The sequence below is a fragment of the Streptomyces sp. NBC_01591 genome, assembly GCF_035918155.1.
Taxonomy (GTDB): Bacteria; Actinomycetota; Actinomycetes; order Streptomycetales; family Streptomycetaceae; genus Streptomyces.
This window is the reverse complement of record NZ_CP109327.1, coordinates 5,505,634-5,531,624: the sequence shown is the minus strand read 5'-3', so window position 1 is coordinate 5,531,624 and position 25,991 is coordinate 5,505,634. Positions and strand designations below refer to the sequence as shown.

Genomic DNA, 25,991 nt, shown 5'->3' with positions numbered 1-25,991 from the left:
CCCCGGCAGCTGGCCCCAACGATCAACCCTGAGGCCCGCGTTGAGCGTCACTGACACCGCAGGGGGCGGCACTCGCCCCCTCGGTGACCTGGAGGCAAGACGCATGAGGCAACGGGGTACACGTATCTCCTCGCTCGCTCTGGCGGTGGCCGCGGTCGTGGGGGCGGCCGCATTCGCCCCGCCCGCACACGCTGCGCAACCACCGCACGGTCACGAGGCGACCCAGGCCGCGCTGCGCGATCTGATCGAGAAGGGCAAGCTGCCCGGCGCCGCAGCCAAGACACAGGACAACGAGGGCCGTTGGTACGGAGCGGCCGGTTACGCCGACACTGCCACCGGCCGCGAACGCTCACCCGGCGACCACTTCCGCGGGGCGAGCACCACCAAGCCGTTCATCGCGACCGTCCTGCTCCAACTGGAGGCGGAGGGGAAGCTGAGCCTGAACGACACCGTCGAGACATGGCTGCCCGGCCTGGTGCGGGGCAACGGGTACGACGGCAGCCGGATCACCCTGCGCAGTCTCCTCAACCACACCAGCGGCATCGCCAACCACACCGACGACCCCGCGTTCGTGCACGACGCCGCCGGTCCCGGCTTCCCGGAGCACCGTTACGACACTCACACGCCCGAGGAACTGGTGGCGATCGCGCTGAAGTATCCGCCGCGCCCCGATCCGGAGAAGGCGCCGTTGTACTCGAACACCAACTTCGTGATAGCCGGGATGGTCATCGAGAAGGCGACGGGCCATTCGTACGCGCAGGAGGCCACCCGCCGCATCATCCGGCCGCTGAAGCTGCGCGGGACGTCGTTCCCCGGCACATCGCCGCAGATGCCGGACCCACACCCCATCGGCTACTCCCGCTTCCACGAGGAGGCCCCCGACGCCGAGATCCACGACGCCACCGAGCAGAACATGACATGGCTGGGCGCGTCCGGCGACATCATCACCACCACCGGCGACCTCAACCGCTTCCAACGCGCCCTGATGCGCGGAGCGTTGTTGCCGCCCGCGCAGCTGAAGGAGATGCTGGACGAGGTTCCGTCGGGCGACGGTGCCGGGTTCGGGCTCGGGCTCGAGTTCGCGCAGCTGTCCTGCGGCGTGAAGGTGGTGGGCAAGAGCGGCCGTACGAACGGCTCCCTGTCCGCGATGGTCGGCACTCAGGACGGGAAGCACCAGCTGACGTTCAACATCAACGGCGACTGGTTGCAGGACGGATCGCTCTACGTCAACGTGATCGAGGCGGAGTTCTGCGGCAAGGTCCCCTCCGCCACGAACAAGGCGTCGCTCTCGGGAGGCCGGGCGCCCGCCCCGCTCCCCGACTCGCTCCCCGACGCCTTCGCCGCCCTCCCCCGGTCCTCCAACGACTGAGCACGCCGGACCGCCGCCGCCCTCGCTGATGCCGGGTGCCGTCACCTCGCCGCAGCGGCACCGGAAGTCGCCGCTGCGGTGCCCTGCATGACCGTTCATCGGCGGCTGACTCGTTCGGCGACGACCGATGAGTTTCTCCACCGTCCGCGGTCAATCATGCAGTATGAGTTGGTGCACCGCAGGCGCGAAGCCGGCCGAAGCGGGCACCGGCCGAACTGTCTGCGAATCACGACATGACATTGGGAGAACTCAGATGCGCACCCTGATCAGCACCGCCTTCGTCTCGCTCGACGGTGTGGTGGAGGCCCCGGGCGGGGAGCCCGGTTACCGGAACTCGGGGTGGACCTTCAAGGACATGGAGTTCGTCCCGGAGGCGTTCGAGATCAAGGGCCGCGAGCAGCAGGAGGCCACCGCGATGATGATGGGCCGGGTCAGCTACGAGGCGTTCAGTCCGGTCTGGCCGGACATGGCGGACTTCGCCGACTACAAGACGATGCCGAAGTACGTCGTCTCCACCACCCTCACCGAGGACGACCTGGTCTCCAACTGGGGCGAGACCACGATCCTGCGCTCGCTCGACGAGGTCGCCGCGCTGAAGGAGACCGAGGGCGGCCCGATCATCGTCCACGGCAGCGCCACCCTCAACCGGAACCTCTCGGACGCCGGCCTGATCGACCGCTACCACCTGCTGGTGTTCCCGCTGCTGCTCGGCGCGGGCAAGCGCCTGTTCAGCGACACGGACAAGGACACCCAGAAGCTGAAGCTCGTCGAGCACGAGGCGTACTCCAACGGCCTGCAGAAGAACGTCTTCGACGTCATCCGCTGACGCCGCCGCCCGGCCCCGCGCCGGGCCCCACGTCGGGCCCCACGTCGGGCCCCACGTCGGGCCTCGCCGGGCCTCGCTAGGATCCCCCTCCATGGCCGGTACAGACGTCACGCACAAGCAGCCCTTCCTCGTTCTGCACGACTACGGCATGGGCGGTCTGTGGTGGTGGGTCCGTGCACGGTCCGCGCGGGAGGTGCTCGAAACGTTCGCCTGGGTCGAGGTGATCACCGACCCGGAGACCCTCGCCGGGTTCAACGGCGAGGGGCTGGAGGAGGTCGACATCGACGCGTCCCGGATGCCGCCGGGACTGGACGGCCTGCACGCCGAGCGCGCCGCCCAACGCGGCCGTACGAACTTCGGCGCGCTCGCCGACAGGGAGATCGTCCATCTGCGTCTCCGTGGCGGCGCCGAGGACGGCGAACCGGTCGACCAGTTGGTGGAAGTCGGCCCCGACGGGCGCCGGTTTCGCCAGGTGGAGGTGGCCGGGGACGGAACCGCCGTACGCAGCAGCCCCGACGACTGGCTGTTCAACCCGCCGGTGGTGGACCTCTTCGACCCGGCACTCGCGGACCAGGAGATCAGCCGGAGCGACTTCGAGGCACAGTGGGCAAGGGCCCGCCAGGAAGACTCCGGCCTGTAGACGTGCATGCCGTGTGGTGTGATGGCCCCGTGAACCGCGCCGTGGAGGAGACCAACCGCCGGATGCTCCGGGCGCGGGACGCGATGGACCGCGCCTATGCGCAGCCGCTGGACGTCCCGGCCCTGGCCCGGATCGCGCACGTGTCCCAGGCACACTTCACACGTACGTTCCGGGCCACGTTCGGCGAGACACCCCACCGCTACCTGCAACGCCGCCGTGTCGAACGCGCGATGTTCCTGCTGCGGGAGACCGACCGCAGCGTGACGGAGATCTGCTACGAGGTCGGCTTCGGCAGCCCGGGCACCTTCAGCCGTACGTTCCACGACATCGTCGGCCGGTCGCCGAGGACGTACCGCAAGGAAGCGACGGCCTCGGGCGTCCCGACGTGTTTCACCATGACGTGGATGCGGCCGAGCACCTGAGCAGTTTTGGATAAGTTCTTTTCGAGCGTGCCCAGTAGCGTGATGCGCATGTTCAACGCCATTACGCAATCGCAGATATACGTCCTCGACCAGGACGAGGCCCTCGACTTCTACGTCGGCAAGCTCGGCCTGGAGGTCAACGCCGATGTGGACATGGGCTTCATGCGCTGGCTGACCGTCGGCGTCCCCGGCCACCCCGAGCGCCAGATCCTGCTGGAGAAGCCGGGCGCCCCGGCCATGTCCGAGGAAACAGCCCAGCAGGTACGCGAGTTGGTGACCAAGGGCGCGATGGGCGGCTGGCTCATCCTCACCACGGACGACTGCCGCAAGACGTACGAGACGCTGCTGACCCGGGGCGTCGAGTTCACCGAGGAGCCCACCGACCGCCCGTACGGAACCGACTGCGGCCTGCGCGACCCCTTCGGCAACCGCATCCGCTTCACCCAGCCGAAGACCTGAGCACATTCCCGATCGCGCAGCGGGGGCCGGAGCGAGGACGCACCGGCCCCCGCTCGCATGCGACCCCAGCCCCTTCGGATGGCGGGGCGCCGGCGCGTCGGTCCCCGCGTGCGCGCGACCGGAGCGGGCGCGGACGACCACCGTTGCGGCCTCGTACCAGACGCCGGCCGATCTGTTCGGCGGGCGGCCTCGGTGAGGCAACCGAACCAACGACTTGATACCTCGCCGCGGTGGCCTGGCCTCGCCGGAGCCCCACTCTCCGCCCCAGTCGCTCACGACGGCCTCCAGCAGATACGGCATCGTCGCGGTGGCGCAGGGATACGCAGAGCTCATCGCCCGGACTCATACGTACGGTGACGGCAACGAGTTCGCCCACGATGTGCGTGGCCGCTTTCACACCCGGGGCAGGACCCCTCGGAGTGCGGCTGCCCGCGGCACTCCCCACCGGCGGGTCAGCGCTGAACCAGACGGTCGGACGACGGAACGGCGCCATGAGCGCCATGAAGGCTCACCCAGGTCGAACGCGAGGACGGCGACCCGAAGGCGAAGGCCCAGCCCGCCGGGTAACGCCCTGGATCACCCCGAACACCCGATGTGGCGCACACCACGGGCGTAGCCCTCGCCACATCGAACAAACCTAGCGCCCACTCGGTTTTCGTGCTTTCCTGTGCTTGGCCCGCAGGTCGAAGGCCTCGCCCGGCCCGCGGCTCAGGTGCACCCCCGCCCCTCTCGCCCCGCAGGGGCACGGCCACCAAGGAAGTTGGTCATGAGCACATCCGAGACCCGGCACACGTCCGCCTCCCCGCGGAACGTCGTCACGGACACAGCGCAGGACACGCCGCCGGCCGGACGCCGCGGCAACCTGGGCGGGCTGCTCTCGCTGCTCGCCGTCGGCAACATCGCGATGTACATGGTCTACATGGGGGTCGGGCAGGTTCTGCTGCCGCTCCAGGTGGAGGCCATCGACCCGGCGGACAAGGTCGCCAACTTCGGTCTGGTCTCCGGCATCTCCGCGATCTTCGCGACGCTCTTCAACCCACTCGCCGGTGTCCTCTCGGACCGATCCCGGCGGCGAAATCCCTGGATCCTCGGCGGCGGCATCGCGGCCCTGGGTGCGCTCGCGCTGCTCGGTGCGATGAAGTCGATCCTCCTGGTCACCATCGGCTGGTGTCTGGTGCAGGCGACGATGAACGTCTACCAGGCGGCCATCACCGCGGTCGTGCCCGACCGGGTGCCGGTCGAGCGCCGCGGGCTCGCCTCGGCGACGGTGGGCATCGGCATCCCGGTCGGCTCGATGGTCGGTGTCGCGCTGGCCACCATGTTCGTGCCGCACGACGTGCCCACCGGGTATCTGGTGCTCGGCGCAGTCATCGCGGGCGCGGCGGTGCTGTTCACCTCGCTGGCGCGGGAACGGAAGCTGCCCGAGCAGGACCCCGTGCCGCTGGGCAAGCAGCTGGCCGCGTTCGCGGCGGCGCTGCGGGTGGCGGACTTCCGGTGGGCGTTCGTCGGCCGGTTCCTGCTGACGCTCGGCTACTTCGTGATCGTGGTGTACCAGCTGTACATCCTCCAGGACCACATCGAGCTGCCGAAGGGCCTGAGCCCGACCGAAGCGATCGCGATCATGACGCCCGTCAACTCGATCGCGATGCTGGTCGCGACGGTCGCCGGTGGTGTCCTCTCCGATCGGATCGGCCGCCGCAAGCCGCTCATCGCGGCCTCCTGCGTACTCACCGCGGCCGGCATGGTGGTGCCGCTGGTCAACCCGGACTGGACCGGCATGCTGGTCTTCTCCGTCATCAACGGGCTCGGCTTCGGCTGTTTCATGGCGGTGGACACCGCCCTGGTCACCCTGGTGCTGCCGAGCGCGGAGGACGCCGCCCGCGACATGGGCGTGCTGAACATCGCCAACGCCGGCCCGCAGATCATCGCCCCGTTCATCGCCTCCCTGGTGGTCGGCGCGTTCGGCGGCTACGACGCCCTGTTCGTGGTCGCCGCCGTGGTCACCGCCCTCGGCGCCCTGTCCGTCGTCCCGATCCGCAGCGTGCGCTGACCGTCCCAGCCGGGCCGGTCCCCCTTTTGGAGAACCACATGAGCACCACCCCCACCCCCCGTAACGACGGCCACCCCTACCAGGACCCGTCCCTCCCCGCCTCCGCGCGCGTCGCCGACCTCGTCTCCCGGATGACCCTGGAGGAGAAGGCAGGTCTGCTCTTCCAGACCATGCTGACCATGCACCCCGATGGCCGCCCGGTCGAGGCCGGCGAGGATTCCATGGCCCCCACGGATACCACCGGCATGGTGCGCTCCAAGCTCATGAGCCACTTCAACATCTTCGGCACCGCGGGCCCACGCCAGATGGCCGAGTGGCACAACACCCTCCAGGAGATGGCCGCGAGCACCCGTCTCGGCATCCCGGTCACCGTCTCCACCGACCCCCGCCACTCCTTCACCGCGAACATCGGCGCCTCCATCGAGGCCGGTGCCTTCTCGGTGTGGCCCGAGGCGACCGGCCTGGCCGCCACCCGCGACCCGGAACTGGTCCGCCGCTTCGCCGACGTCGCCCGCCGCGAATACCTCGCGGTCGGCCTCCGCGTCGCCCTGCACCCGCAGATCGACCTGGCCACCGAGCCCCGCTGGTCCCGCCAGATGGGCACCTTCGGCGCAGACGCCGCACTCACCGCCGAGCTGGTCCAGGCGTACGTCCTCGGCTTCCAGGGCGAGCGTCTCGGCCCGGACAGCGTGGCCACCATGGTCAAGCACTTCCCCGGCGGCGGCCCGCAGAAGGACGGCGAGGACCCGCACTTCCCGCACGGCAAGGAGCAGATCTACCCGGGCGGAATGCGCGAGCACCACCTGGCCCCGTTCAAGGCGGCCATCGCGGCCGGCGCCTCGCAGATGATGCCGTACTACGGCCAGCCGGTCGGCACCGACTGGGAAGAGGTCGGCTTCGGCTTCAACAAGGGCGTGATCACAGGGCTGTTGCGCGAACAGCTCGGCTTCGGCGGCATCGTCTGCACCGACTGGGGCCTGCTCAACGACGAGCCGATCTTCGGCGAGATGCACCAGGCCCGCGCCTGGGGCGTCGAGCACCTGACCGTCGCCGAACGCGCCGCGAAGGCGATCGACGCGGGCGCCGACCAGTTCGGCGGCGAGTCCTGCCCCGAAGTGATCGTCGACCTGGTCCGCTCCGGCCGCCTCTCCGAGGACCGCATCGACCGCTCCGTACGACGTCTGCTGCGCGAGAAGTTCGTCCTCGGCCTCTTCGACAGCCCGTACGTCGACCCCGACGCGGCCGAGGAGATCGTCGGCAACAGCGAGTTCCGCGCGGCCGGCCAGTTGGCCCAGCGCCGCTCACTCACCGTCCTGGTCAACCACGAGCGGACACTGCCGGTTGTCGGCAAGCGTCCGAAGCTGTACGTCGAAGGGCTCGACGCGCGGATCGCGGCCCGGTTCGGCGAGCTGGTGGACGCCCCTGCGGACGCGGACCTCGCGGTGCTGCGCCTGTTCACCCCGTACGAGTTCCGGGAGGGCAAGTTCGAACAGCTCTTCCACTCCGGGCGCCTGGACTTCACCGAGGAGGAGCTGAGGCCGGTCCTGGACCTCCTCGACGCCGTACCGACCGTCGTCTGTCTGAACCTGGAGCGGCCCGCCGTCATCCCGGAGATCGCCGAGCGGGCGGCGGCGCTGATCGTCGACTTCGGCGCGAGCGACGAGGCGCTGCTCGACGTGGCGTTCGGGCGGGCCAGGGCGGAGGGCCGGCTGCCGTACGAGCTGCCGCGCTCGATGGCCGCTGTCGAGGCGTCCCGGTCCGACGTGCCCCACGACACGGCCGATCCGGTCTTCCCCTTCGGGGCCGGACTGGACCTCTGAGACGCTTCGGACACCCGGATTCCCACCCTCCGCCCCACAGAGCAGGAGCCACCCCTGATGACCACCGGCCCCACCGTCCTGACCAGCAGCGGCCCCGTGCGCGGCGAGCGCCGCGAGAGTGGGGTGCGGTTCCTCGGCATCCCGTACGCCGCACCGCCGGTCGGTGAGCTGCGGTTCGCGGCTCCGGTTCCGCCTGAGCCGTGGACCGAGGTGATGGACGCGACGGCGTACGGGCCGACCGCTCAGCGCCGTCCGTTCGGCGAGGTCACGACCATTCCCGAGCCGACCGTTCCGGGCGAGTCGATCCTCAACCTGAATGTGTTCACCCCGGACGTCACCTCCCCTGCCGGGAGCGGTCTCCCGGTCCTGGTGTGGATCCACGGCGGCGGTTACGTGGCCGGTTCTGCGGCCAGCCCCTGGTACGACGGGGCGGCCTTCAACCGGGACGGCGTGATCGTGGTCTCGTTCGGTTACCGGCTGGGCATCGAGGGCTTCCTGCACCTGGCGGACGCGCCCGACAACCGTGGCGTGCTCGACTGGATCGCGGCCCTTCAGTGGGTGCGTGACAACATCGCGGCCTTCGGCGGCGATCCGTCCAAGGTGACCGTCGCGGGTCAGTCGGCGGGCGGCGGCGCGGTCCAGACACTGCTCGCGACGCCTGCCGCGCAGGGCCTGTTCCGGGGCGCGATCTCGGTGTCCGGAGCGGTGATGCAGCCGCAGGGGCGTGACATGGCGCTGACCATCTCCCGCCTGTTCACCGAGCGGACCGGAGCCCCGGCGACCGCCGCCGCGCTCCGCGACAAGTCTGACGACGAACACCTCGCCCTCATGGACGCGTTGAACGCGCCCGGCCCCGAGCGCGAGTCGCTGCCGCTGGTCGTCCTCGCCCCCTTCGCCGACGGCGAGCTGATCCCCGCCCCGGTCATGGACGCTCTCACCACCGGCGACGCGGGCACCGGCACCTCGCTGATGCTCGGCTTCACCTCCCACGAGTTCAACCTCATGCCCGCCCCGGACGGCGGCGAGGAGATGCTGCGCGCCGCACTGGCCGCCATGGGCCTGGACCCGGACCGCACCCAGCGCTTCCTCGACCTCAACAAGGAAACGCCGGGCGCCCTTCTCGGCCAGGCGGCCACCGACACCACCTTCCGCGCCCCCTCCCTCGCCATCACCGAGGCCCGCGCCGCCCGCCAACTTCCCACCTGGCTCTACCAGTTCGAGTACACGTCCACCGCCGCGATCTACGCGGGCCTGGCCAGCCACTGCCTCGACCTGCCCTTCGTCTTCGGCCTGCCCGCCGACGCCGAAGGAGTCACCGCCGCTCTGGGCGAGAACCCGCCGCAGCGCTTGACCGACGCCATGCACTCCGCCTGGGTCGCCTTCGTGACCGATCTCGACCCGGGTGCCGGCTGGCCGCGCTACACCACCTCACAGCGCTCCACGATGATCTGGGACGCCGAACCGCACACCGAGTCCGACCCCCTGGGCCCGGTCCGCGAGATCTGGCTGGGCTGACCCGAACGGCGAGGCGGGCCGGTCAGCTCTCCGACCGGTCCTCCTCGCCACCGGACCGTTCCGGCAGCCCCGCCCCGTCCACCGTCACCGACCGCAGCAACCGGTCGAAGTAGGCACGCAGCCGCCCGACCATGTCGTACGTCTCCGGGGCGAGCGCCCACTGCAGCTGCAGCCCGTCCATCACCGCCGCGATCTCCGCGGCCAGCGCCGCCGGGTCGGTGTCGGGCTTGACCTCACCACGCTCGACGGCGTCCCGAAGCTCCTTGCCGATCTCCTCGAGGACCATGCGGTAGCGGCCGACGAAGAAGTCGTGCGCGGGGTGGCCCCGCTCGCCCGCCTCCCCCACCAGCGCGTTGAACATCTTGGTGCGGCCCGGCCGTTCGGCGTTGTACGCCGCGAGGTCGAGCAGTGTCTGAAAGGTCTCGACGGCGGACTGCGGCTCGCGCACGAAGAGCCGCTCCCCGCCCTGCTCGTCGGTCCGCCGCAGCACCGAGATCAGCAGATCCTCCTTGCTGCGGAAGTGGTGCAGCAGCCCACCCTGCGTGATCCCCACGTCCTTCGCGATCCGCGCGAGCGACGAGGCATGGAACCCCCACTGCGCGAAGTGCTCGACAGCGGCGTCCAGAATCCGGGCACGGCGCTCGTCACCCACGGCGTAGCTGCCACGCGCCGCGGTTCTACGGGGCTTTCCATCCTGCATGCGGTCCATGCGGACCACCCTAGTGCGGTGACTTCGCCTCGCTGCGCGAGCAGGACCCGACCACCGCCGGCCTTGGCCAAGCCGCTTGAGTCCGGCGTTCTGGCAGAGCCGCACGCGCGATGTCGCCGAGGTCAGTGGTGTGGCCGACGTAGCCCTGCGACGAGGAGTTCCACCATGTGGCGTGCGTCGTAGCGGATATCGCTGTCCGCGCCGATGCAGAGGTTACCGACGCCGCGCATGAGCTCGTACGCATCGAGGTCGCCGGCGCCCCACTCCCCGCCCCAGTCGTCCACCACGGCCGACAGCAGCCAGAGCGCCCGCCGACGCCGCGTCTCGCAGAGGGCGCGGCGCGTTGCAGCTTGATAGGCAAGCGAGCACTTGCCTATCCTGCAGGCATGGCCGACGACCTTTTCAAAGCATTGGCCGACCCCACCCGCCGCTGCATCCTCGACGAGCTCACGGACAAGTCCGGACAGACACTCTTCGAGATCTGCTCGCGACTGAGCATGAAGCATCAGCTCGGCATCTCACGCCAGGCGGTGTCCCAGCACCTCGCCGTGCTGGAAGCCGCCGGACTGGTCGAGACCAGGCGGGAGGGCCGCTACAAGTTCCACGACCTGAATACGGCCCCGCTGCGGCAGATCACCGAGCGATGGCCCGCGCCCGACACCTCCGGATCGAAAGAGAGCACCCCCATGAAGATCCGCCTGACCAGCATCTTCGTCGACGACCAGGCCGAGGCCCTGCGCTTCTACACCGAGATCCTCGGCTTCGTGAAGAAGCACGACGTCCCGCTGGGCGAGAAAGACCGGTGGCTGACCGTCGTCTCGCCCGACGAGCCCGGCGGCACCGAACTCCTCCTGGAACCCGCCGGCCACCCGGCCGTCAGGCCCTACCGCGACACGCTCACCAAGGACGGCATCCCGCTGGCCCAGTTCGCCGTCGACGACGTGCACGCGGAGTACGAGCGCCTGCGCGGCCTCGGCGTCCGCTTCACCCAGGAGCCCGTGGGGATGGGCCCCGTCACCACCGCCGTCTTCGACGACACCTGCGGCAACCTGATCCAGATCGCGTCCCAGCCGCAGTAGACGACCGACTGCGGCGCCGAAAGCCGATCGCCTCCCCACGCGGCCCGCCCACCGGCAGGCCGCCATGAAAGATCGAGGCCAGGGCCTCTCAGGCGAGCGCAACCGTCGTCAGGGAGCAGCTTCCGGAGGTGAGCTTGTGGGTGCTCCATTCGCCCGTGCAGGTCTGGAACCAGACGTACTCGTTCTCCGGAAGATCCTTGTTCTTGTACCGGAGGGTGTTGTTGCCGTCGATGTTCCAGATGTATCCCGAGCGGAGCTTGGGGGCGTTTTCGTCGAAAGCGGAGGTGACCCACCACTTGACGACAGCGGAGTGACCGTCCGCGTCCGTGTCTTCGATCGCGAACCAGTCGCCGTCATGGAAGAAGCAGGACCGAGAGTCGACTTGGTCCGCGCACTCGAATTCGTCCCAGCCGGGACCACTGAGGCCGGTGGCCCGCTCGTGGCCGTCCACCGCGGAGGCTGTGGTCATGGTGAGCATGGTGGCTGCGGCGACGGCACCAAAGACGGTGGCAACCCGGGACTTGAGCATGCGCGAATCTCCCCCTGCAGAGTTGAGACGAAGTCAACATCGTTGACGTGCTCGCAACGTTATCTCGGCACGGAACCTGCCTCAAGCAGCCTGCTGGGAGGTGGACGGGGTGGGCGACCGGCAAGGCCCACCGCTCCACCCCGTGACCCGGATCCGCGACTCAGCGCGGCAGTTGCACCCACGACTTGGTACCTCGCTGCGGCGGGTTCGCCTCGCTGGCGCCCCACTCCCCGCCCCAGTCGTCCACAACAGCCGCCAGCAGCCAGAGCGCCCGCCGACGCCGCGTTTCGCAGAGGGCCGCCATGTCCGGGTCGGCATGGTGCGGGTGCTGGTCCCAGACGAGGAGGCGTACGGCGTCGTCCCGGTGACGCAGGGATACATAGAGCTCCCTCCCCGGGCTCATTCTGGCGGTGACCGCGACCAGCTCGTCGACAACGTGCGTGGCCGGCCAGACGTACCGGGCGAGCCCGTGCGCCTCCAGCGCGGTGGCCACCACGGTCCGGCCGATGAACGCACTGCGGACGTCCCCGGGCAACGTGAAGCTCAGCCCGAGGCCACGCCCGGAGTGGCCCTTCGGGCGTAGATAGGGCTGGGGGTGCGGCTGGGGGTACGGCTGCGGGTTCGTTTGCAGGGTGGGGTGCGGATACGGGACCGGCGTACGTGTCTCGGCGGCGGCCGGACAGAGTGCGGCAATCGGAGATGAATGCATGGTGACTCCCCTGATGCGGGTGGCGAGTTGGCGGTGTCTCTCTTTCGCATGAGCGCGCACGAGTGGCTCACGTTGTTGTGTTGTGGACGAGCAGTGGCCTGTCTCCCTGACGCGGGACCGCCCCTCCCAGGGCAGGAGGTTGCGGGCAGGACCGCGTGATGCACTTCCGGCTCGTCGGCGCTGCGTGAGCGGTGCCTAACCTAACGTAGCGCAGCATTGGTACATGTGTCGCCGAGTTGGAGGCAATTGCCTCCCACGTGTTGGACTGGGCGCCCACCGCAGCGGCAGACTGTTCCCACAGTCCGTGGAAGAGAGGGCCTATGCCGAGCAGTTCCACTCCGACAGAGCGCCAGAAGCGGCTCGGCGCTGAACTGCGCAAGATGCGCGTCGCAGCCGAGGCAACTACCTCATACGCGGCCGGGCTACTGGGCATCGACCGGACGAAGATCTCCAACATGGAAGGCGGGGTCCGCCCGATTACGCCCGCTCGCGTTCGCACCTTGGCCTGCAACTACGCCTGCGCCGAAGCTCTTTACGTCGATGCGCTTGCCGAGATGGCCGAGCAGCGCGAACGTGGGTGGTGGGAGCAGTACAGGGGCACACTCCCGTCCGGCCTCCTGGACATCGCCGAACTTGAATGGCACGCAACGCGCATCCGTACTGCGCAGACCGTCCACCTTCCCGGCCTCCTCCACACCGACGGGTACGCCCGTGCAGTGTTCGGCGCCGTTCTGCCCGAGCTGTCCCGCCTGGAGATCGAACTGCGGGTCGCACACCGCATGGAACGGCAACAGGTGCTCGACCGCGAAGCCCCCATCGACTATGTGGGCTACGTCCACGAAGCCGCCCTGCGCATGCAGTTCGGAGGGCGGGATGTCACGCGCGAGCAGCTGCTACATCTGTGCGAGATGTCAGAACGCGAGCACATCGATGTGCGGGTGATTCCGGTGGACCGAGGCGCGTTCCCCGGAGCCGGGCACGCACTTCTCTATGCCCACGGTGTCGTGCCCCAACTCGACACCGTGCAGCTCGATTCAGCTCACGGCCCCGAGTTCATGCACGCGGATGCGCAGCTGACCAAATACCGCGCACACCTGGACTGGATGGAGGACGCCTCGCTGCCTTCCGTCGACTCTCGGGACTTCATTCGCGCCATCTCCCGCCAACTTTAAGGACGTTCAGCATGTCCGAGATCAACTGGGAAGAGCCGTACTGCGGCGAGGGAAACAACTGCTTCAGGCTCGGCACAGATATAGAAGGCAACGGGTTCATCGCCATTCGCGGCGAGGAGGATCGTTACCTCGTCGACAGCCGCGAAGCACTCCAACAGATGATCCGCGACATCAAGGCCGGCAAGGCCGACCACCTGCTGTAAGCGCGCAAAGGGCCCGGCACCGCGATGCGCTCGCGGTGCCGGGCCCTTGCTGTGGCGCGGGTCCTCAGGAAGACGTACCGCGCGGGAAGGAGACCTCCACGCGCCGGTTCTTCTTGCGGCCTTCTTCCGTGCTGTTGTCGGCGATCGGGTACTGCTCGCCGTAGCCACGGATCTCGAAGGTGACGGTCGATCCGAGATCCTTCACCAGCACCGACTGCACGGCGTTGGCGCGCTGCTTGGACAGCACGTCGCCGTGGGCCGACGAGCCGAGGTTGTCCGTGAAGCCGAAGACGCGCACCTTGGTGGCGTTCTGCTTCTTGATCTCGGCCGCGATGGCTGCGATACGGGAGTTGGCCGCGGAACTCAGTTTCGCGCTGTCCTTGCCGAAGAGAACCTCGGCCTGGAGCGCGAACTTGATGTTCGCGTTGCTGTCCTCGCGACGCTCTTCGCCGCCCTCGTCCTCGATCACCTGGACGATGTCGAGTACCTTGGCCGGCGCGAGCGTGCCGCCCTCGGGCATCTTCAGGTCGGGGTCGTTGGGGTCGAGCTTCACCGGCGGCACCGACGTCGCCTCGGTGCCCGGAGGCACGCTCGGACCTTCGTCGGCAAACGCCGGGGCCGCCCCGAACAGCGTGGTGCTCGCGACGACCACGGCTGCCGCGACGGTGAGTCCGGCAGCACCGATGGGCTTCAGTCGGGTTCGGGTCTGGGTCATGTCGGCCGTCACCCTGAGATCTTCAAGGAGGTCGTCGCGAACGTCGGCAGGGTGAAGTCGACCTCCGTCGTCGTGCTCGGAGGTGCCGGGAACTGCATGAAGATCGGGGTCGACTCCCCCGGCGACACCGGGAGGATGTTAGTGGTGCAGAGGCAACGGCTCTCCGTGTCCCGGAGAACGTAGTAGCGCTTCTTTCCTACCTTGTCCACCAGCGTCGCACCGGCCACGGAGTTCGGGTTCTTCGTAGCAACCGCAGTCTCCTGACCGGCCCATGAACCGGAGTTCTGTGCCCGGTCGCTCACGTTCTTGATCTCGCCCTGAACCGTGACGAATCCTCCGGAGTCACGCTTCACCTGATTGATCACGAGGGTCAGTCCGCTTCCCCTGATCTCGGCGAGCTTCACATTCGGGTCCACATTGTCCCCAGCAGCGGTGTCCTCCTTCTTCGCCGCCTTGTCCCCGTCTGAAGGCTTGGACGACTCGGAGGACGGTGACGAATCGGCACCGTTCGTCTTCTCGCCACCACCGTCAGTGCCGCAGCCCGTGACGGCCAGAGCCAGGGCCGCTGCCAGGGAGACGGCAGCCACTGCCCTTCGGGACTTGGTGGAGCACCGAATGCTCATGGATTCTGATTCCTTTACTCGTCGTTCGCCGTCAGTTGTCGACCAGGTGCACGTCGTAGAGAGTCTTGCTCACCTTGGACCAGGGCGGTGGACTGGCGGGCTCGATTTCGAGCATCTCGCCGCCTCTGCAGGTGAAGAAGTACATGTCCTGGACGCCGTCGTCGTTGAAGTCCACGGACTCCCAGTTGGGGCAGCGAAACTCGATGACAGCGGTGGCCTTGGCCTCACCGACCACGTTCTCCGTATCGCGAACGACCGGCGAGTCCACCGAGTCATGCCCCTTGACCTCAACCCTGATCCGGTCCCGAAGACCACCGGGCATCGGATAACAGCCCGTAACGGTTGCCCGATTCGCCGAGGCGAGCCCATAAGCCGCAGGGCAGCCGAGAACCGGGTGGGCATTCAGGAAAGGGTCCAGCATCTTCCCGGGCAGCGAAGCGTAGAACGGCGCCCCGAACTGCTCACGAGTCTGCTGGGCGGCAGCCAGGGCCGCGGCATCCGCGGCCCCCTGGGCTCCATTGCGCAAGGCCGAGGCCTTGCCGACGGCAAAGAATGCGAACGCGAGGAAGAGCAGGCCCGCCACCATCGCTACATAGATGGGGAAGGCCTGCCCTGCATCGGTACGAGTGCGACGCCGCATTACTTGGTCGCGATGGTGCCCACCAAGCCCTTGATCTTGTCGCTGATCGCGGAACCGATGCCGGTCGCCACGATCGCACCGATGATCGCCACGACCACCAGGATGATGCCCAGGTACTCGAACGCCGTCTGGCCGCGGTCCATGTTCTCGTAGCGCTTCTGGATGCGGCTCACAGCCGTGTTGGCCCAGCCCTGGACGCGGACGGCGGTCTTCAGGGTGATGTCCGACATGGGGTTCCCCTCCGGGTTCGGCCGACCGATAACCGGCCGACTCGCACGTTTCGTTGGTGTCGCCTGCAGTACCGGCTTCCTCCTGGCCGGTACCGCTGGCGACGTGAGAAACATACGGCGGCAGGCCCTGCCGGCCGGAGGGTCCCAGGGCCCATTCCCGGGCCCAAACCGTCAGTTGGGTCTGCGGCGCCGGCGCGCGCAGGGCCCCACGCCCCGCACGCATCCGCCTCGGCCCGCTCTTCCGCTCAGCCATGGTGCCCACCGACCCCGCGCACCCCTGGTCCCGCCGCGTGCGCCGTGCCGAGCCAGCGTGCGATGGCCTCGCTGCGGCTGGCGCTGTGCAGCTTGGTGAAGATGCGGTTGATGTGGTTCTTGACCGTCTTCTCGCTGATGAAGCAGGTGGCGGCGATCTGCTGATTGCTCATGCCGGACGCGATCAGCTCCATGACCTCCACCTCCCGTGAACTCAGCCCGTACTGCTGCCTGTTGAGTGTCGTGCGTGGTTCCCCGCCCATGGAAGACTGTGCCACAACTGGTTGCAGATGCGAAAGACCTTGCGGTGTCCGGACCGGTCGCGCCGCAGGTGGAGACGGTTCGGGCTTGGGCATATGTGCAGGCGCACCGTGTTGCTGAACGGAACTCGGGGCGTGGCCGTCGTAGCCGGGCCCCTGGTACGGAACGCCCGTGGTCAGAGCCGCCCCGAGCCCTTCGGGAAGCGGTCGCCCCTGTGGGCCCGGGCCCTGGCGCATGTGGGCGAGGAGTGCGTTCGCCGCGGTGGCCGTGAAATGGGCGCGGCCGTTTTTCGTGTCGCGTACGGCCTGCACCAGCTGGTCGGCCGTGAATTCGCCGTGGACCAGGTAGCCGCTTGCACCCAGCCTCAGCGCCTCGTGGACGATCTCGTTCTCTCGGCTGTAGGTCAGCATCATCACGGGTGCGATCTGCACGAGGTGCGGCAACGCGGAGATGCCGTCGACACCGGGCATCCGGACATCGAGCAGGACGACGTCCGGACGGTGCAGGACGGCCATGTCGTAGGCCTGGCGTCCGTCCGCGGCCTCCGCGACGACGTCGATGTCGTCACGGCCGGAGAGCAGGACGCCGAGGCCGGCCCGGACCACTGGGTTGTCGTCGGCGACGACGACCCTCAGAGCGCCGGGAACGGCCATGGGCACCGCCGCGGGAAAGGGAGACATGGGCTCGGATGCCGCGGGCTGCTGGGGGACGGGGAACGCGTTGGAGCTGGGTTCCGAGTTGAGCGGGGTGACGTGCGAGGACGTGTGCTGGGACGCGTGGTGCTGTGCGGCCCAGTTCTGGCCCGACGCGCGGGAGACGTCGTCCGGCATCTGCGACCTCCTCTCAAGGGTCTATGGGGGGGGTGAGGGTGGAATCGGAGCGGTTCAGTCGGGCTGATCGGTGCCGGGAGCGGCCAGCAGAGCTGCGATCGGAAGTTCCAGACGGACCTCGGTGCCCTTGGCCGCCTGCCCCTTTCCGATACGTATGCGGGCGCCGATGGATGCGGCGCGCTCGACCATGCCCACCAGGCCGAAGTGGCCGGCGTGGCGGAGGTCGTCCAGGGTGATTCCGGTGGGCAGGCCTCGTCCGTCGTCGTACACGCTGACGCGCAGGACATCACCCTTCACACCTGCGAGTACGACGAGGTAGGTGGGTTGTGCGTGGCGGTGGGCGTTCTCCATCGCCTCGGAGGCGATGGTGAGCAACTGACGTGCGACGGCCTGCGGGACGTGCGGGATCGGTGCCTCGTCGAGGAGCCGGAAGGTGGCCGTGAGGCCCTGACGCCTAGTGAAGTCATTGGCTCGGGCACGGAGTTCACGTACGACGTCCACGCCTCCGTCGAGTCCGGACTCGCGGCGCAGGTCGGAGAGGAGCTCGCGGGACTCGGCGGCGGCCCGGCGGGCGGCGCGGGCGACCAGTTCGGCCTGGTGCCTGACGGCGAGCGGGTTCATGCGGTCGGAGGAGCAGGCCAGGCCGTCGGCGGCGAGGGCCAGGCCGTGCAGGGTCTTGGCGACCGAGTCGTGCATCTCCCGGGCGAGGCGGGTGCGCTCGCCCTCGACGGCCTCGTTGACGGCGAGGCGGGCCTTGGTCTCGGTGAGGGCCTGGCTGGCCGTCCCGAAGCGGAGGAGCAGATTGCGCAGGGTGACGCCGACGGCACCCGCGATCACGCAGAAACCGGGGAGCAGGAGCGCCGTGGCATCGGCGGGCTGCAGTTTCGGATCGGTTCCGTACACCCCGAGGACGATGACGATCTGGAGTGCGGCGAAGATGGCCGCACCGCGCCAGCCGTAGACGAGTCCGGCCAGCAGGGGGGTACAGACGGTGACGTAGGCGAGGGTGGACTCGGGGCTCGCGGTGATCAGCAGCAGGGCGCCGAAGAAGGCGTCTATGCCCAGCAGCCAGGGGTGGCGCAGGAGTACGGGGCCGAAGCGTTCCCAGTCGCGGAACAGGACGTACGAGCCCATGAACGTGACGAGGATGGCCGAGCCGATCAGCCAGGTGGCCGGCCCCGAGGCCGTGTGGCCGATGGCGAAGGGCGTGGCTATGGCGATCATCGCGAGCCTGAAGCCGAAGACCTGCCGGCACATCGCCTGGAGGGCGTTGAGCTGGATGGCGAACGCCGGGCGCGATCCGGGATCGGCGATGGCCCGGCGCACCTCCGCGTTCACTCCGGTCTGGATGCCGCCGAGTTGGAAAGACATGAGCCTGTCACCTCCTTCTTCCCGTCCTGCCCGCCGTCCGCGTCGTTCACGTCATCAGCCCTAGAGGAAGCTGAGGTCGACGTTGGCTCCGTAGACGAAGCCGACGGTCAGCAGCACCAGGGTTCCGGGGAGAAGGAATGTGGTGACGGCGAAGGTCGCCTTGGGGACCGCCCTGGCCGCCTTCCGGCGCGCGTTCTGGGCGTCCGTGCGCCGCATGTCATTGGCGATCTGGATCAGCGTCTCGACGATCGGCGCGCCGAGCTCCTCACCCTGCTGCAGCGTGGTCACGAACATCGCCACCTGCTCCGAGTCATTGCGCTTGCGCAGCTGCTCGAACGCCTCACGGCGGCTGACTCCCATGTCCATCTGGCGCAGCGTGATGCGAAGTTCGTCGGCCCAGGGGCCTTCGTACTTCTCTGCTACACGCCCCAGAGCCTGGCGGAAGCCGAGGCCCGCCGACACGACGACGGCGAGGACATCGAGGAAGTCCGGGAGCGTCCGGTCGATGTGGTCGCGGCGGACGCGTACCGCCGACCAGAGCCCGACCTCGACCCAGAAGAGGCCGAAAGCGATCAGCAGCAGAGCGAGGAAGATCTGGCCGCGCATGAGCATCGTGAATGCGCCGAACGCGCCGAGGGTGCCGTAGACGGCGCGTCGGGCGGCGTAACGGTCGAGGGTCAGACCGCCCGGGTTGCCAGCCATGTCGATCTGGCGGCGCTTCTTGTTGACGGCCTTCGGGCCCATCATCCGCAGGATCGCGGGCGCCCACCTCATGCCCAGCCGGTCGATGCCGGAGCCGACCGCGCTGGTGCGGGTCGAGCCGACCTCCAGGGCGATGGCCAGGTCACCGGGGAGCTTTGCGTCGGCCCGGTACATGCGGATGCCGGCGATGACGCCGTACACGGCCAGAGCCATGCCGCCCGCGAGCAGGAGGTCCATGTGCTCCCCGCCCATCAGACGTCGATCCGGGACAGACGGCGGATCACGATGAATCCGATCGCGTAGAGGGTGATGGCGATGACCACTGCGACCTGGCCGATGAAGGCTCCGGTCATGCGGTCGAGGGCGCCGGGCATGACGGCGTTCATCAGGAGCATGGCGCCCAGGCCGAAGATAGGGACGGCGTAGGCGGTGACGGTGACCTGTGAGAGCTGGGTCTTGACCTCGCGTCGGGTCTCCTTGCGCTCCTCCAGCGTCTCGGTGAGGTTGCGCAGGGAGCTGACGACCGTACCGCCGGCCCGGTTGGACAGGACGAGGGTGGTGACGAGGACGACGAGTTCGCGGGAAGGGAGCCGATCGGTCAGCTCGCTCAGCGCGTCGTCGAGGGGTTCACCGACGGCGAGGCGCCGGGAGACCCTGGAAAGTTCCTCGCCCGCCGGGTTCTCCATCTCGTCCGCCGCCATGCTGATGGAGGTACGCAGCGCGAGGCCGGCCTGGGTGGCGTTGGCGAGGATGCGGGCGAGTTCGGGAAGCTGGTTGATGAAGCGTTCGGTGCGCTTGGTCCGCTCCCAGTTCAGGAAGGCGTTGGTGCCCCAGAGGCCGACCAGGGCGGCGACCGGGCCGAAGAAGCTCGCGAGCATCGACGAGGCGATCATCCAGAGCCCGGCCATCGCGGCGAGGGCGCTGACGAAGAACTCACCCGGGGTGATGTCGAGGCCGGTGGCAGCCAGCTTCAGTTCGAGTTTCCGGCCGAGGCCGGTCTTGCGCAGCCTGGCGTCGAGGCCGCGGAACCGTCGGTGCCGCCCGGTCTCGGGAATCTGACCGGTGTACGACAGGCGGTCCACCATGGCGTCCCGGTCGGCCTTGCCGCCGGAGTAGGCGTGCAGGCCCATGACGCCCGTGACGCCGCAGAGCAGCGTGACGCCGATGGTGAGAAGAGGAAGATTCGTCATGGCACGTACCTAGTTGGCCTCTCGGGTGGCGAGCTGTTCGGCGGATTCGGCGACCCCGAAGGCCTGCGGGACGGGCTGGCTGGCCATGTAGAGACGCTCGGCGATCTTGCGCGGGATCGGGAGGTAGTTGAACTCGCCGTTGATCCGCCCCTCGGCGTCCATCGGCTGAGCGTCGAACTTGGCGACGGTCACGATGCGGTAGGGGTCGCGCCCGTGCGAGTCGAGGACGGCGATCTCGGTGATCTTTCGGGAACCGTCGGCGTGCCTGGTGAGCTGGACGATGACATCGACGGCGCTGTTGATCTGGTCGTGCAGCGCCTCGAACGGAATCTTGATCTCGGACATCGAGGCCAGCGTCTGCAGACGCATGAGCGCGTCCTCGGCATTGTTGGCGTGGACGGTGGCGAGCGAGCCGTCGTGACCGGTCGACATCGCCTGGAGCATGTCGAGCGATTCGCCACCACGGACCTCACCGACGACGATGCGGTCGGGACGCATACGCAGGGAGTTGCGAACCAGGTCACGGATGGTGATCTGGCCCTTCCCCTCGACGTTCGCCGGCCGGGACTCCAGCCGGATGACGTGGCTCTGCTGGAGCTGGAGCTCGGCGGAGTCCTCGATGGTGACGATGCGCTCGCTGTCGGGGATGAGGCCGGAGAGCGCGTTGAGGAGCGTCGTCTTCCCGGTACCGGTGGCGCCGGAGACGATGACGTTGAGCTTGGCCTGGACGAGTCCGGCCAGGAGGATCAGCATCTGCTCGTCGAGCGAGCCGACATTGATCATTTCCTGGAGCGTGAAGGCCCTCGGGAACCGTCGGATGGTGAGCGTCGCACCGGTCAGCGACAACGGCGGGATGATCACGTTGACACGTTCACCACTGGGTAGACGCGCGTCGACCATAGGGTTCTGCTCGTCCACACGACGGTTGACCGTGGACACGATGCGCTCGATGGTCTGCATCAGCTGCTCGTGCGAACTGAAGCGCATCGGCAGCTTCTCGACCTTGCCGCTTCGCTCGACGAAGATCTGGTCCGGTCCGTTCACCATGATCTCGGTGATCGAAGCGTCTTCGAGGAGCGGTTCCAGGATGCCGAGCCCGAGGGCCTCGTCGACGACCCTGCGGATCAGCTGGGTGCGCTCAACGGTGGAGAGGACCGGGCCCTCACGGCTGATGATGTGGCTGAGTACGCGCTCCAGCCGCGCTCGCCGGTCTGCAGCGGCGAGCGAGGACATTTCCGCCAGGTCGATCTCTTCGAGCAGCTTGGCGCGGTAGGTGGCCACCATGTGGCTGTCCTCCCGCGCCCCGCCGTTCTTCTCGGGGGCAGTCATGCGTGCCCGCAGACTCATTGCGTAACTCCTCGCTCAGACTTGCTTGTGGTGCTCCGGTTGTGCGATGCGGGCCCCGCTCACCCTCGCGGCATGGTGGAACTGCGCTTGGCCCAACCCCAGTCGTCGATACCGGGAACGACGGAGGGGATCCTCACGCGGGTGGTGTACGTCACTTTGCCGGACCCACCGTGGCGGCTGAATTTCGAGTTCTTGTAGCTGCCGAGCCAGTCGCTCATCGCCTCGCGGCCTGCCCGCTCCGAATCCCCGCGCGGCACGTCCTGAGAGGCAGCGCGCGCTGCCGTGCGGGCGCCGGTGCCCGCCTGGTTGGCGGCGTACGCAGCAACCCCCAGCTGGATCGCGAACAGACCCACCAGAAGCATCAGCGGGATGAAGCCCATGTACTCGAAGGCGACCTGCCCGCGGTCACGGCGGGACGCAAAGGGCCTCCGGCCCGGTGTGTGCGTGCGCATGCTCATCGCTCGGCCTCCAGCGGCGACGCGGCGTTGCCCTCGATGGTCATCGGCAGGTTGAAGACTCCGGGCACCAGGACCGGCACCCGCAGCTTCACCGTGGCCTTGTACAGCCCGGACGAGTCATCGCACTTCGTCCGCTTCATCGCATCCCGCCACACCTTCGGCAGGTTCTTCTCGGACGCGTCCCGGCAGGCATGGCCCCGCGAGCCCTCCGAGATGGCCCCCGCGTGCGCGGCCTCGTCCGCCGAGTTCGCCGCCAGGGAGAACGTGTAGCCGATCAGCGCGCACTGCCAGAGCGCGACGCACAACAGGATGATCAGCGGCGTGACGCCCAGGAACTCGATGGCGGTCTGGCCCCGGTCACGCCCCCGGCCGACGAGGCGGACGCGCATCCCACCCCGCCCCGGGGCGGCGTCACCGTAACGCCTTCCCCGTATCTCCGTGTCTTTCGTCTCGGTAAGTGCCATTGGTCAACTTGCCCCCTAGGTCGTCGGACGGTTCCGGGAGTCGCCGCCGCGGTCGCGTCGGCGCCCGATCGAGCCTCGGTCGTTCTTGAACTTCGCGCCGCTCTTCGCGCCGTTCTTCTCCTTCTCAGGAACCTTGACGATGCCGAGCTCGCCCGCAAGGGCCCAGAGGGCCTGTTTGACCGTGCTCTTGGAGTCGAGTTCGTGCAGCCGGCCCGCGTCGACGACGGCCTGGAGTTCCTTGAAGTTCGCCGGGACCGCGGTGTTGGCCGTGCTGGTACCGGTGATCTTCTCGATCAGCTGCGGCTGGATCTCGGTGTTGCGGATGAAACGGTTGACAACGGTCGTCGTCTCCTCCGCCTTGCGGATCTGGAGCCGGTCCCACATCCGTACGACGCGCTTGGCGCCGCGCACCGCGATCACATCGGGTGTGGTGACGAGCAGTGCCGTGTCGGCCATCTCGATGGCCGCCGCGCTGGCGCCCTGGAGCTGGCTGCCGCAGTCGACGATCAGGACCTCGTAGCGCGAGCGCATGGCGCTGACGATCTGCCGGGCCGAGCGGTCGCTGACCTCCTCGGCGCTCTCGCCCTCGCTGGGTGCCAGGAGCAGGGCCAGACCGGTGCTGTGGCTGAACACGGCGTCGGACAGGACACGTGGCGATATGTCGGTGATCGACGACAGGTCGACGATGGAACGTCGGAACTGCACATCGAGGTACGAGCCGACGTCACCGGCCTGGAGGTCCATGTCGACCAGGGCGACAGTGCGCCCGGACGCCTGTGCCGCCAGGGCCAGTTGTACGGCGGTGACGGTGGTCCCGACGCCGCCCTTGGCGCCGCTGACGCTGATGACCGTACCGCCGGGACCGGTGAAGACATCGGCCCCGGTGGTCAGGTGGCGTCGGACTCCGACGGACCATTGGGCCGCGGATTGAACCCTGCTGGCCAATTCCTCGTAGCTCAGGGGGAGGGTGACGACACCACGCGCACCCGACTCCATCGCGGACGAGAACAGACCGGGGGTGACATCGGCGGTGATCAGCACGACCCCGATGGCGGGGAAGCGCAGGGAGACCTCCCGGATCAGTTCCAGCGCCGGCACCGGTCCGATCCGCTCGTGGACCAGCACGACCTCGGGCAGATCGTCCAGCGCCTCGCCCGCGAGCCGGGCGAGGGTGTCGATCAGCTGGGTCGAGTCGGTGACCGGAGCGGCCGGCTCCGCCTCGGGAAGCTGGCTGAGCAGGGTGGTGACGGATCTGGCCGCGTCGACATCACCGACGGCCGGGAGGATCCTCGTGGTCATTCGATCCTCACTTGTCCTTGTCGAGCGTGTAGGTGCGGTCGCCCGGACGGATGGTGCTGTCGCTGCCGGAGGCGAGGAGCGCGAGGCGTACGTGCTCCGCGAAGGACTCGGCGTAGGCGATGCGCTGGGTGTCGAGCGTGTTGAGCGCGAAGGTGATCGGGACGGCTTCGGTGCCCATGTTGGACTTGCCGTCCTGGTTGGGCTCCAGAGCGGTCAGCTTGCCGACGTCCAGCACCTTGGCGTTGGAGACGATGACCTTCGACTGGGAGGTCTCGCCATCGCGTTCACCGGCGAAGGTGGCGTAGATGTTGACCGTGGCGCCAGGGGTGATCTTGCCCGCGACGCCGGTCGCGGCGTCGATCATGATGGCGATCTCCTGCTCCCCGGGCTGCAGTTCGGGGCGCCGCTGCATCATGTCGGACTGGAGCAGCGAACCCTTGCGCAGCTGGGTGACGGCGATCTTGCCGTTTACCTCGGAGAGATCGGTGACCGCGTTGGTGGAGAGCCAGCGCTTGGGCATCGAGATCTTCTCGAACTGCCCGGAGGACAGGGCGGTATAGGGTGCTACGTCGGACTTCAGCTGGTAGGCCGAGACCTCCGGCCCGACCTTGGAGTTGACATCGCTGATCACCGAGAGCACGCCGGCGAAGGCGCCGAAGGCGCACAGAACCGACAAAAGCAGGAGTATCACGCCGCGGCGCTGACGGGAGTTCATGGGCCGGACAACCTCGTTCGATTCGGATGCGTGGGGCAGCGGACGGAAGGGCGTCTACGGAGGAAAGCGGAAGCGCTAGGACTGCGGTGGTGCGAGCGCTCCATGGCTGAGGACACCGGCAGAGTGCATTCGGTTCTCGGCTGCGGGTAGCGGGGAGGAGCAGAACCCGCAGCGGTCACCGATGAGTTCCATTCCGCACCAACGGCAGTTCTCACGGCGGACGGAGGCCACCAATTGGTACAGGACGGAGATGTCTGGCAGGTAGGCGGCGAATTCCACCAGCTTCCCGGTTCCCCACCATGCTGGGGATTCGGACGGGAGCGGGGACTCGTGAATGGACTGGACCTGCCACGCGGGCGCGAGGGTCTCCTTCACCCACTCCGACTGGGACTGGCCTTTGGCGGTCATCAGGTGGGTGGCGAATTCCGGACCGGTCGGCGGGTCGACCTTCGGGCCGACCCTGACGAGCTGCGGTTCGGGCCCCGCGACCACGGCGAACTGGGAGCCGGGCACCCAGGACTTGGCATGGGTCCTGAGGTCGACGGGGACCCGGTCGAACTTGGTGACCGAGTGGAGCAGGGCGCCCGCGTGGATGTAGTGCGTCAGCAGCCGGGCGGCGGAGGCGACCACTCCGGGGCTGAAGTCACAGATGGACAACTGGCGCAGCTGCCTGACGAGCACGGCGACGCCCAGCGGCGGGAGGTCCACCTTGACCAGGGCGATGCGGTCGCTCTCCAGGACCGAGCGCACGGAGTGGAGCCGGCGCTCATGGGCGGGCGAGATGCCGGTCGGGTAGACGGCGACGACATAGCCGTGCTGTTCGAGCAGCACGTGCATGTCACCGATGGCCATCTCCAGCGCCTGGGCATCGGGCGCCTGCAGCAGGGCGGCTGTCGGCGTCTGCTGATCGGTCGGAGGTAGTACCAAGTCAGCACTGGTCACTGCTATTGCGGTCGGCACGCTGTTCCCCGTTTCGGCTTCCGGCCGGACGCCGGTCATGACGTCGGCCGCAATCGCTCCTTCTCCGCGGTTCTGCTTCAGCACTTTATCCACGTCTTACCTGGCAGAGAACACTTTTCGGAGGCCAGTCCGACAACGTGTGCGAGGCGCCCGCGTAACGCCCGCGTGCTAAATCGGATCAAATCGAAAACCGTCAACTTCTGTACAACTGCGGAGGGTTACCGATCCACCTTCCGGCCACCTTGCTCCGGGAATTCATCCGCGCACGTCAGCACGGATGCGGAACCTTGCGCACCGACCTCGCACCGACCTCGCACCGGGGGCCGGACCGTCACTGTCCGAGCACCCCGCCGCCTCACCCGCACGGGTCTCCACGAGGTCAACAAAACGTCAATTCACAGGTGCGCGGAGGGGGCTTCGGGGTCTCCATCG

General features: G+C 68.3%; 28 protein-coding genes and 2 pseudogenes. 12 read left to right on the top strand and 18 right to left on the bottom strand.

Annotation, left to right across the window (positions count from 1 at the left end; genetic code table 11):
- The first annotated feature begins 103 nt into the window (after positions 1-103).
- From OG978_RS25900 to OG978_RS25865, 8 genes are all read left to right on the top strand, one after another.
- A complete protein-coding gene (locus OG978_RS25900) occupies positions 104-1,369 on the top strand; it encodes a serine hydrolase domain-containing protein (protein WP_326767495.1) in 1,266 nt (421 codons plus the stop codon).
- A gap of 253 nt (positions 1,370-1,622) precedes the next feature.
- Positions 1,623-2,195: a dihydrofolate reductase family protein gene (locus OG978_RS25895; RefSeq protein WP_326767494.1), complete on the top strand. Its 573-nt coding sequence runs from the start codon at positions 1,623-1,625 to the stop codon at positions 2,193-2,195.
- Between the two features lie 91 nt (positions 2,196-2,286).
- Positions 2,287-2,835 carry a hypothetical protein gene (locus OG978_RS25890; protein WP_326767493.1) on the top strand — a complete coding sequence of 183 codons (549 nt, stop codon included), beginning with the start codon at positions 2,287-2,289 and terminating at the stop codon, positions 2,833-2,835.
- 29 nt (positions 2,836-2,864) lie between these two features.
- Entirely contained in the window at positions 2,865-3,257 is a 393-nt protein-coding gene (locus tag OG978_RS25885) for an AraC family transcriptional regulator (protein ID WP_326767492.1), read from the top strand.
- 48 nt (positions 3,258-3,305) lie between these two features.
- The gene (locus OG978_RS25880; protein WP_326767491.1) at positions 3,306-3,716 is read left to right on the top strand and encodes a VOC family protein; all 411 of its coding nucleotides are present in this window, start codon (positions 3,306-3,308) and stop codon (positions 3,714-3,716) included.
- 766 nt (positions 3,717-4,482) lie between these two features.
- The gene (locus OG978_RS25875) at positions 4,483-5,766 is read left to right on the top strand and encodes an MFS transporter (RefSeq protein ID WP_326767490.1); all 1,284 of its coding nucleotides are present in this window, start codon (positions 4,483-4,485) and stop codon (positions 5,764-5,766) included.
- Positions 5,767-5,804: 38 nt separating this feature from the next.
- Positions 5,805-7,586 carry a glycoside hydrolase family 3 protein gene (locus OG978_RS25870; RefSeq protein WP_326767489.1) on the top strand — a complete coding sequence of 594 codons (1,782 nt, stop codon included), beginning with the start codon at positions 5,805-5,807 and terminating at the stop codon, positions 7,584-7,586.
- Positions 7,587-7,643: 57 nt separating this feature from the next.
- Positions 7,644-9,101 (top strand): carboxylesterase/lipase family protein, encoded by a 1,458-nt coding sequence (locus OG978_RS25865; RefSeq protein WP_326767488.1) that lies wholly within the window; start codon positions 7,644-7,646, stop codon positions 9,099-9,101.
- Positions 9,102-9,123: 22 nt separating this feature from the next.
- On the opposite strand, the gene OG978_RS25860 is transcribed toward OG978_RS25865, so the two are convergent.
- Both OG978_RS25860 and OG978_RS25855 read right to left on the bottom strand, forming a co-directional pair.
- Positions 9,124-9,810: a TetR/AcrR family transcriptional regulator gene (locus OG978_RS25860; RefSeq protein ID WP_326767487.1), complete on the bottom strand. Its 687-nt coding sequence runs from the start codon at positions 9,808-9,810 to the stop codon at positions 9,124-9,126.
- 122 nt (positions 9,811-9,932) lie between these two features.
- Positions 9,933-10,061: pseudogene (locus OG978_RS25855) on the bottom strand (TetR family transcriptional regulator); the annotation flags it as partial.
- A 135-nt stretch (positions 10,062-10,196) separates the two neighbouring features.
- On the opposite strand from OG978_RS25855, the pseudogene OG978_RS25850 reads away from it, so the two are divergent.
- A pseudogene (locus OG978_RS25850) lies at positions 10,197-10,496 on the top strand (ArsR/SmtB family transcription factor); the annotation flags it as partial.
- On the top strand, positions 10,497-10,889 hold the full coding sequence (locus tag OG978_RS25845) for a VOC family protein (RefSeq protein WP_326770165.1): 393 nt from the start codon (positions 10,497-10,499) through the stop codon (positions 10,887-10,889).
- 88 nt (positions 10,890-10,977) lie between these two features.
- Here the strand turns inward: OG978_RS25845 and OG978_RS25840 are convergent, their stop codons facing one another.
- Together OG978_RS25840 and OG978_RS25835 are read right to left on the bottom strand one after the other, a co-directional pair.
- Positions 10,978-11,418: a hypothetical protein gene (locus tag OG978_RS25840; protein WP_326767486.1), complete on the bottom strand. Its 441-nt coding sequence runs from the start codon at positions 11,416-11,418 to the stop codon at positions 10,978-10,980.
- A gap of 160 nt (positions 11,419-11,578) precedes the next feature.
- Positions 11,579-12,127 (bottom strand): ATP-binding protein, encoded by a 549-nt coding sequence (locus OG978_RS25835; RefSeq protein ID WP_326767485.1) that lies wholly within the window; start codon positions 12,125-12,127, stop codon positions 11,579-11,581.
- 320 nt (positions 12,128-12,447) lie between these two features.
- On the opposite strand from OG978_RS25835, the gene OG978_RS25830 reads away from it, so the two are divergent.
- Together OG978_RS25830 and OG978_RS25825 are read left to right on the top strand one after the other, a co-directional pair.
- Complete coding sequence (locus OG978_RS25830) at positions 12,448-13,299, top strand: helix-turn-helix domain-containing protein (protein WP_326767484.1); 852 nt, start codon at positions 12,448-12,450, stop codon at positions 13,297-13,299.
- 11 nt (positions 13,300-13,310) lie between these two features.
- The gene (locus OG978_RS25825; protein WP_326767483.1) at positions 13,311-13,502 is read left to right on the top strand and encodes a hypothetical protein; all 192 of its coding nucleotides are present in this window, start codon (positions 13,311-13,313) and stop codon (positions 13,500-13,502) included.
- A 64-nt stretch (positions 13,503-13,566) separates the two neighbouring features.
- Here OG978_RS25825 and OG978_RS25820 read toward each other — a convergent pair whose 3' ends face one another.
- From OG978_RS25820 to OG978_RS25755, 14 genes are all read right to left on the bottom strand, one after another.
- The gene (locus OG978_RS25820; RefSeq protein WP_326767482.1) at positions 13,567-14,217 is read right to left on the bottom strand and encodes an OmpA family protein; all 651 of its coding nucleotides are present in this window, start codon (positions 14,215-14,217) and stop codon (positions 13,567-13,569) included.
- 8 nt (positions 14,218-14,225) lie between these two features.
- On the bottom strand, positions 14,226-14,840 hold the full coding sequence (locus tag OG978_RS25815) for a hypothetical protein (protein ID WP_326767481.1): 615 nt from the start codon (positions 14,838-14,840) through the stop codon (positions 14,226-14,228).
- Between the two features lie 31 nt (positions 14,841-14,871).
- Complete coding sequence (locus OG978_RS25810) at positions 14,872-15,480, bottom strand: pilus assembly protein TadG-related protein (RefSeq protein ID WP_326767480.1); 609 nt, start codon at positions 15,478-15,480, stop codon at positions 14,872-14,874.
- Positions 15,480-15,710, bottom strand: a complete 231-nt coding sequence (locus OG978_RS25805) for a hypothetical protein (protein ID WP_326767479.1) — start codon at positions 15,708-15,710, stop codon at positions 15,480-15,482. The genes OG978_RS25810 and OG978_RS25805 overlap by 1 nt, the downstream gene beginning before the upstream one ends.
- Before the next feature lie 245 nt (positions 15,711-15,955).
- Positions 15,956-17,053 carry a response regulator gene (locus tag OG978_RS25800; RefSeq protein WP_326767478.1) on the bottom strand — a complete coding sequence of 366 codons (1,098 nt, stop codon included), beginning with the start codon at positions 17,051-17,053 and terminating at the stop codon, positions 15,956-15,958.
- A 54-nt stretch (positions 17,054-17,107) separates the two neighbouring features.
- On the bottom strand, positions 17,108-18,424 hold the full coding sequence (locus OG978_RS25795) for a sensor histidine kinase (RefSeq protein WP_326767477.1): 1,317 nt from the start codon (positions 18,422-18,424) through the stop codon (positions 17,108-17,110).
- 60 nt (positions 18,425-18,484) lie between these two features.
- Positions 18,485-19,363 carry a DUF5936 domain-containing protein gene (locus tag OG978_RS25790; protein WP_326767476.1) on the bottom strand — a complete coding sequence of 293 codons (879 nt, stop codon included), beginning with the start codon at positions 19,361-19,363 and terminating at the stop codon, positions 18,485-18,487.
- 14 nt (positions 19,364-19,377) lie between these two features.
- Entirely contained in the window at positions 19,378-20,316 is a 939-nt protein-coding gene (locus tag OG978_RS25785) for a type II secretion system F family protein (RefSeq protein ID WP_326767475.1), read from the bottom strand.
- A 9-nt stretch (positions 20,317-20,325) separates the two neighbouring features.
- On the bottom strand, positions 20,326-21,663 hold the full coding sequence (locus OG978_RS25780) for a CpaF family protein (RefSeq protein ID WP_326767474.1): 1,338 nt from the start codon (positions 21,661-21,663) through the stop codon (positions 20,326-20,328).
- A gap of 59 nt (positions 21,664-21,722) precedes the next feature.
- Entirely contained in the window at positions 21,723-22,121 is a 399-nt protein-coding gene (locus tag OG978_RS25775) for a TadE/TadG family type IV pilus assembly protein (RefSeq protein ID WP_326767473.1), read from the bottom strand.
- Entirely contained in the window at positions 22,118-22,510 is a 393-nt protein-coding gene (locus tag OG978_RS25770) for a TadE family protein (RefSeq protein ID WP_326767472.1), read from the bottom strand. The genes OG978_RS25775 and OG978_RS25770 overlap by 4 nt, the downstream gene beginning before the upstream one ends.
- A gap of 90 nt (positions 22,511-22,600) precedes the next feature.
- On the bottom strand, positions 22,601-23,884 hold the full coding sequence (locus OG978_RS25765) for an AAA family ATPase (protein WP_326767471.1): 1,284 nt from the start codon (positions 23,882-23,884) through the stop codon (positions 22,601-22,603).
- A 7-nt stretch (positions 23,885-23,891) separates the two neighbouring features.
- A complete protein-coding gene (cpaB, locus tag OG978_RS25760; protein ID WP_326767470.1) occupies positions 23,892-24,599 on the bottom strand; it encodes a Flp pilus assembly protein CpaB in 708 nt (235 codons plus the stop codon).
- Between the two features lie 75 nt (positions 24,600-24,674).
- Positions 24,675-25,541: a hypothetical protein gene (locus tag OG978_RS25755; RefSeq protein WP_326767469.1), complete on the bottom strand. Its 867-nt coding sequence runs from the start codon at positions 25,539-25,541 to the stop codon at positions 24,675-24,677.
- Positions 25,542-25,991 lie beyond the last annotated feature (450 nt).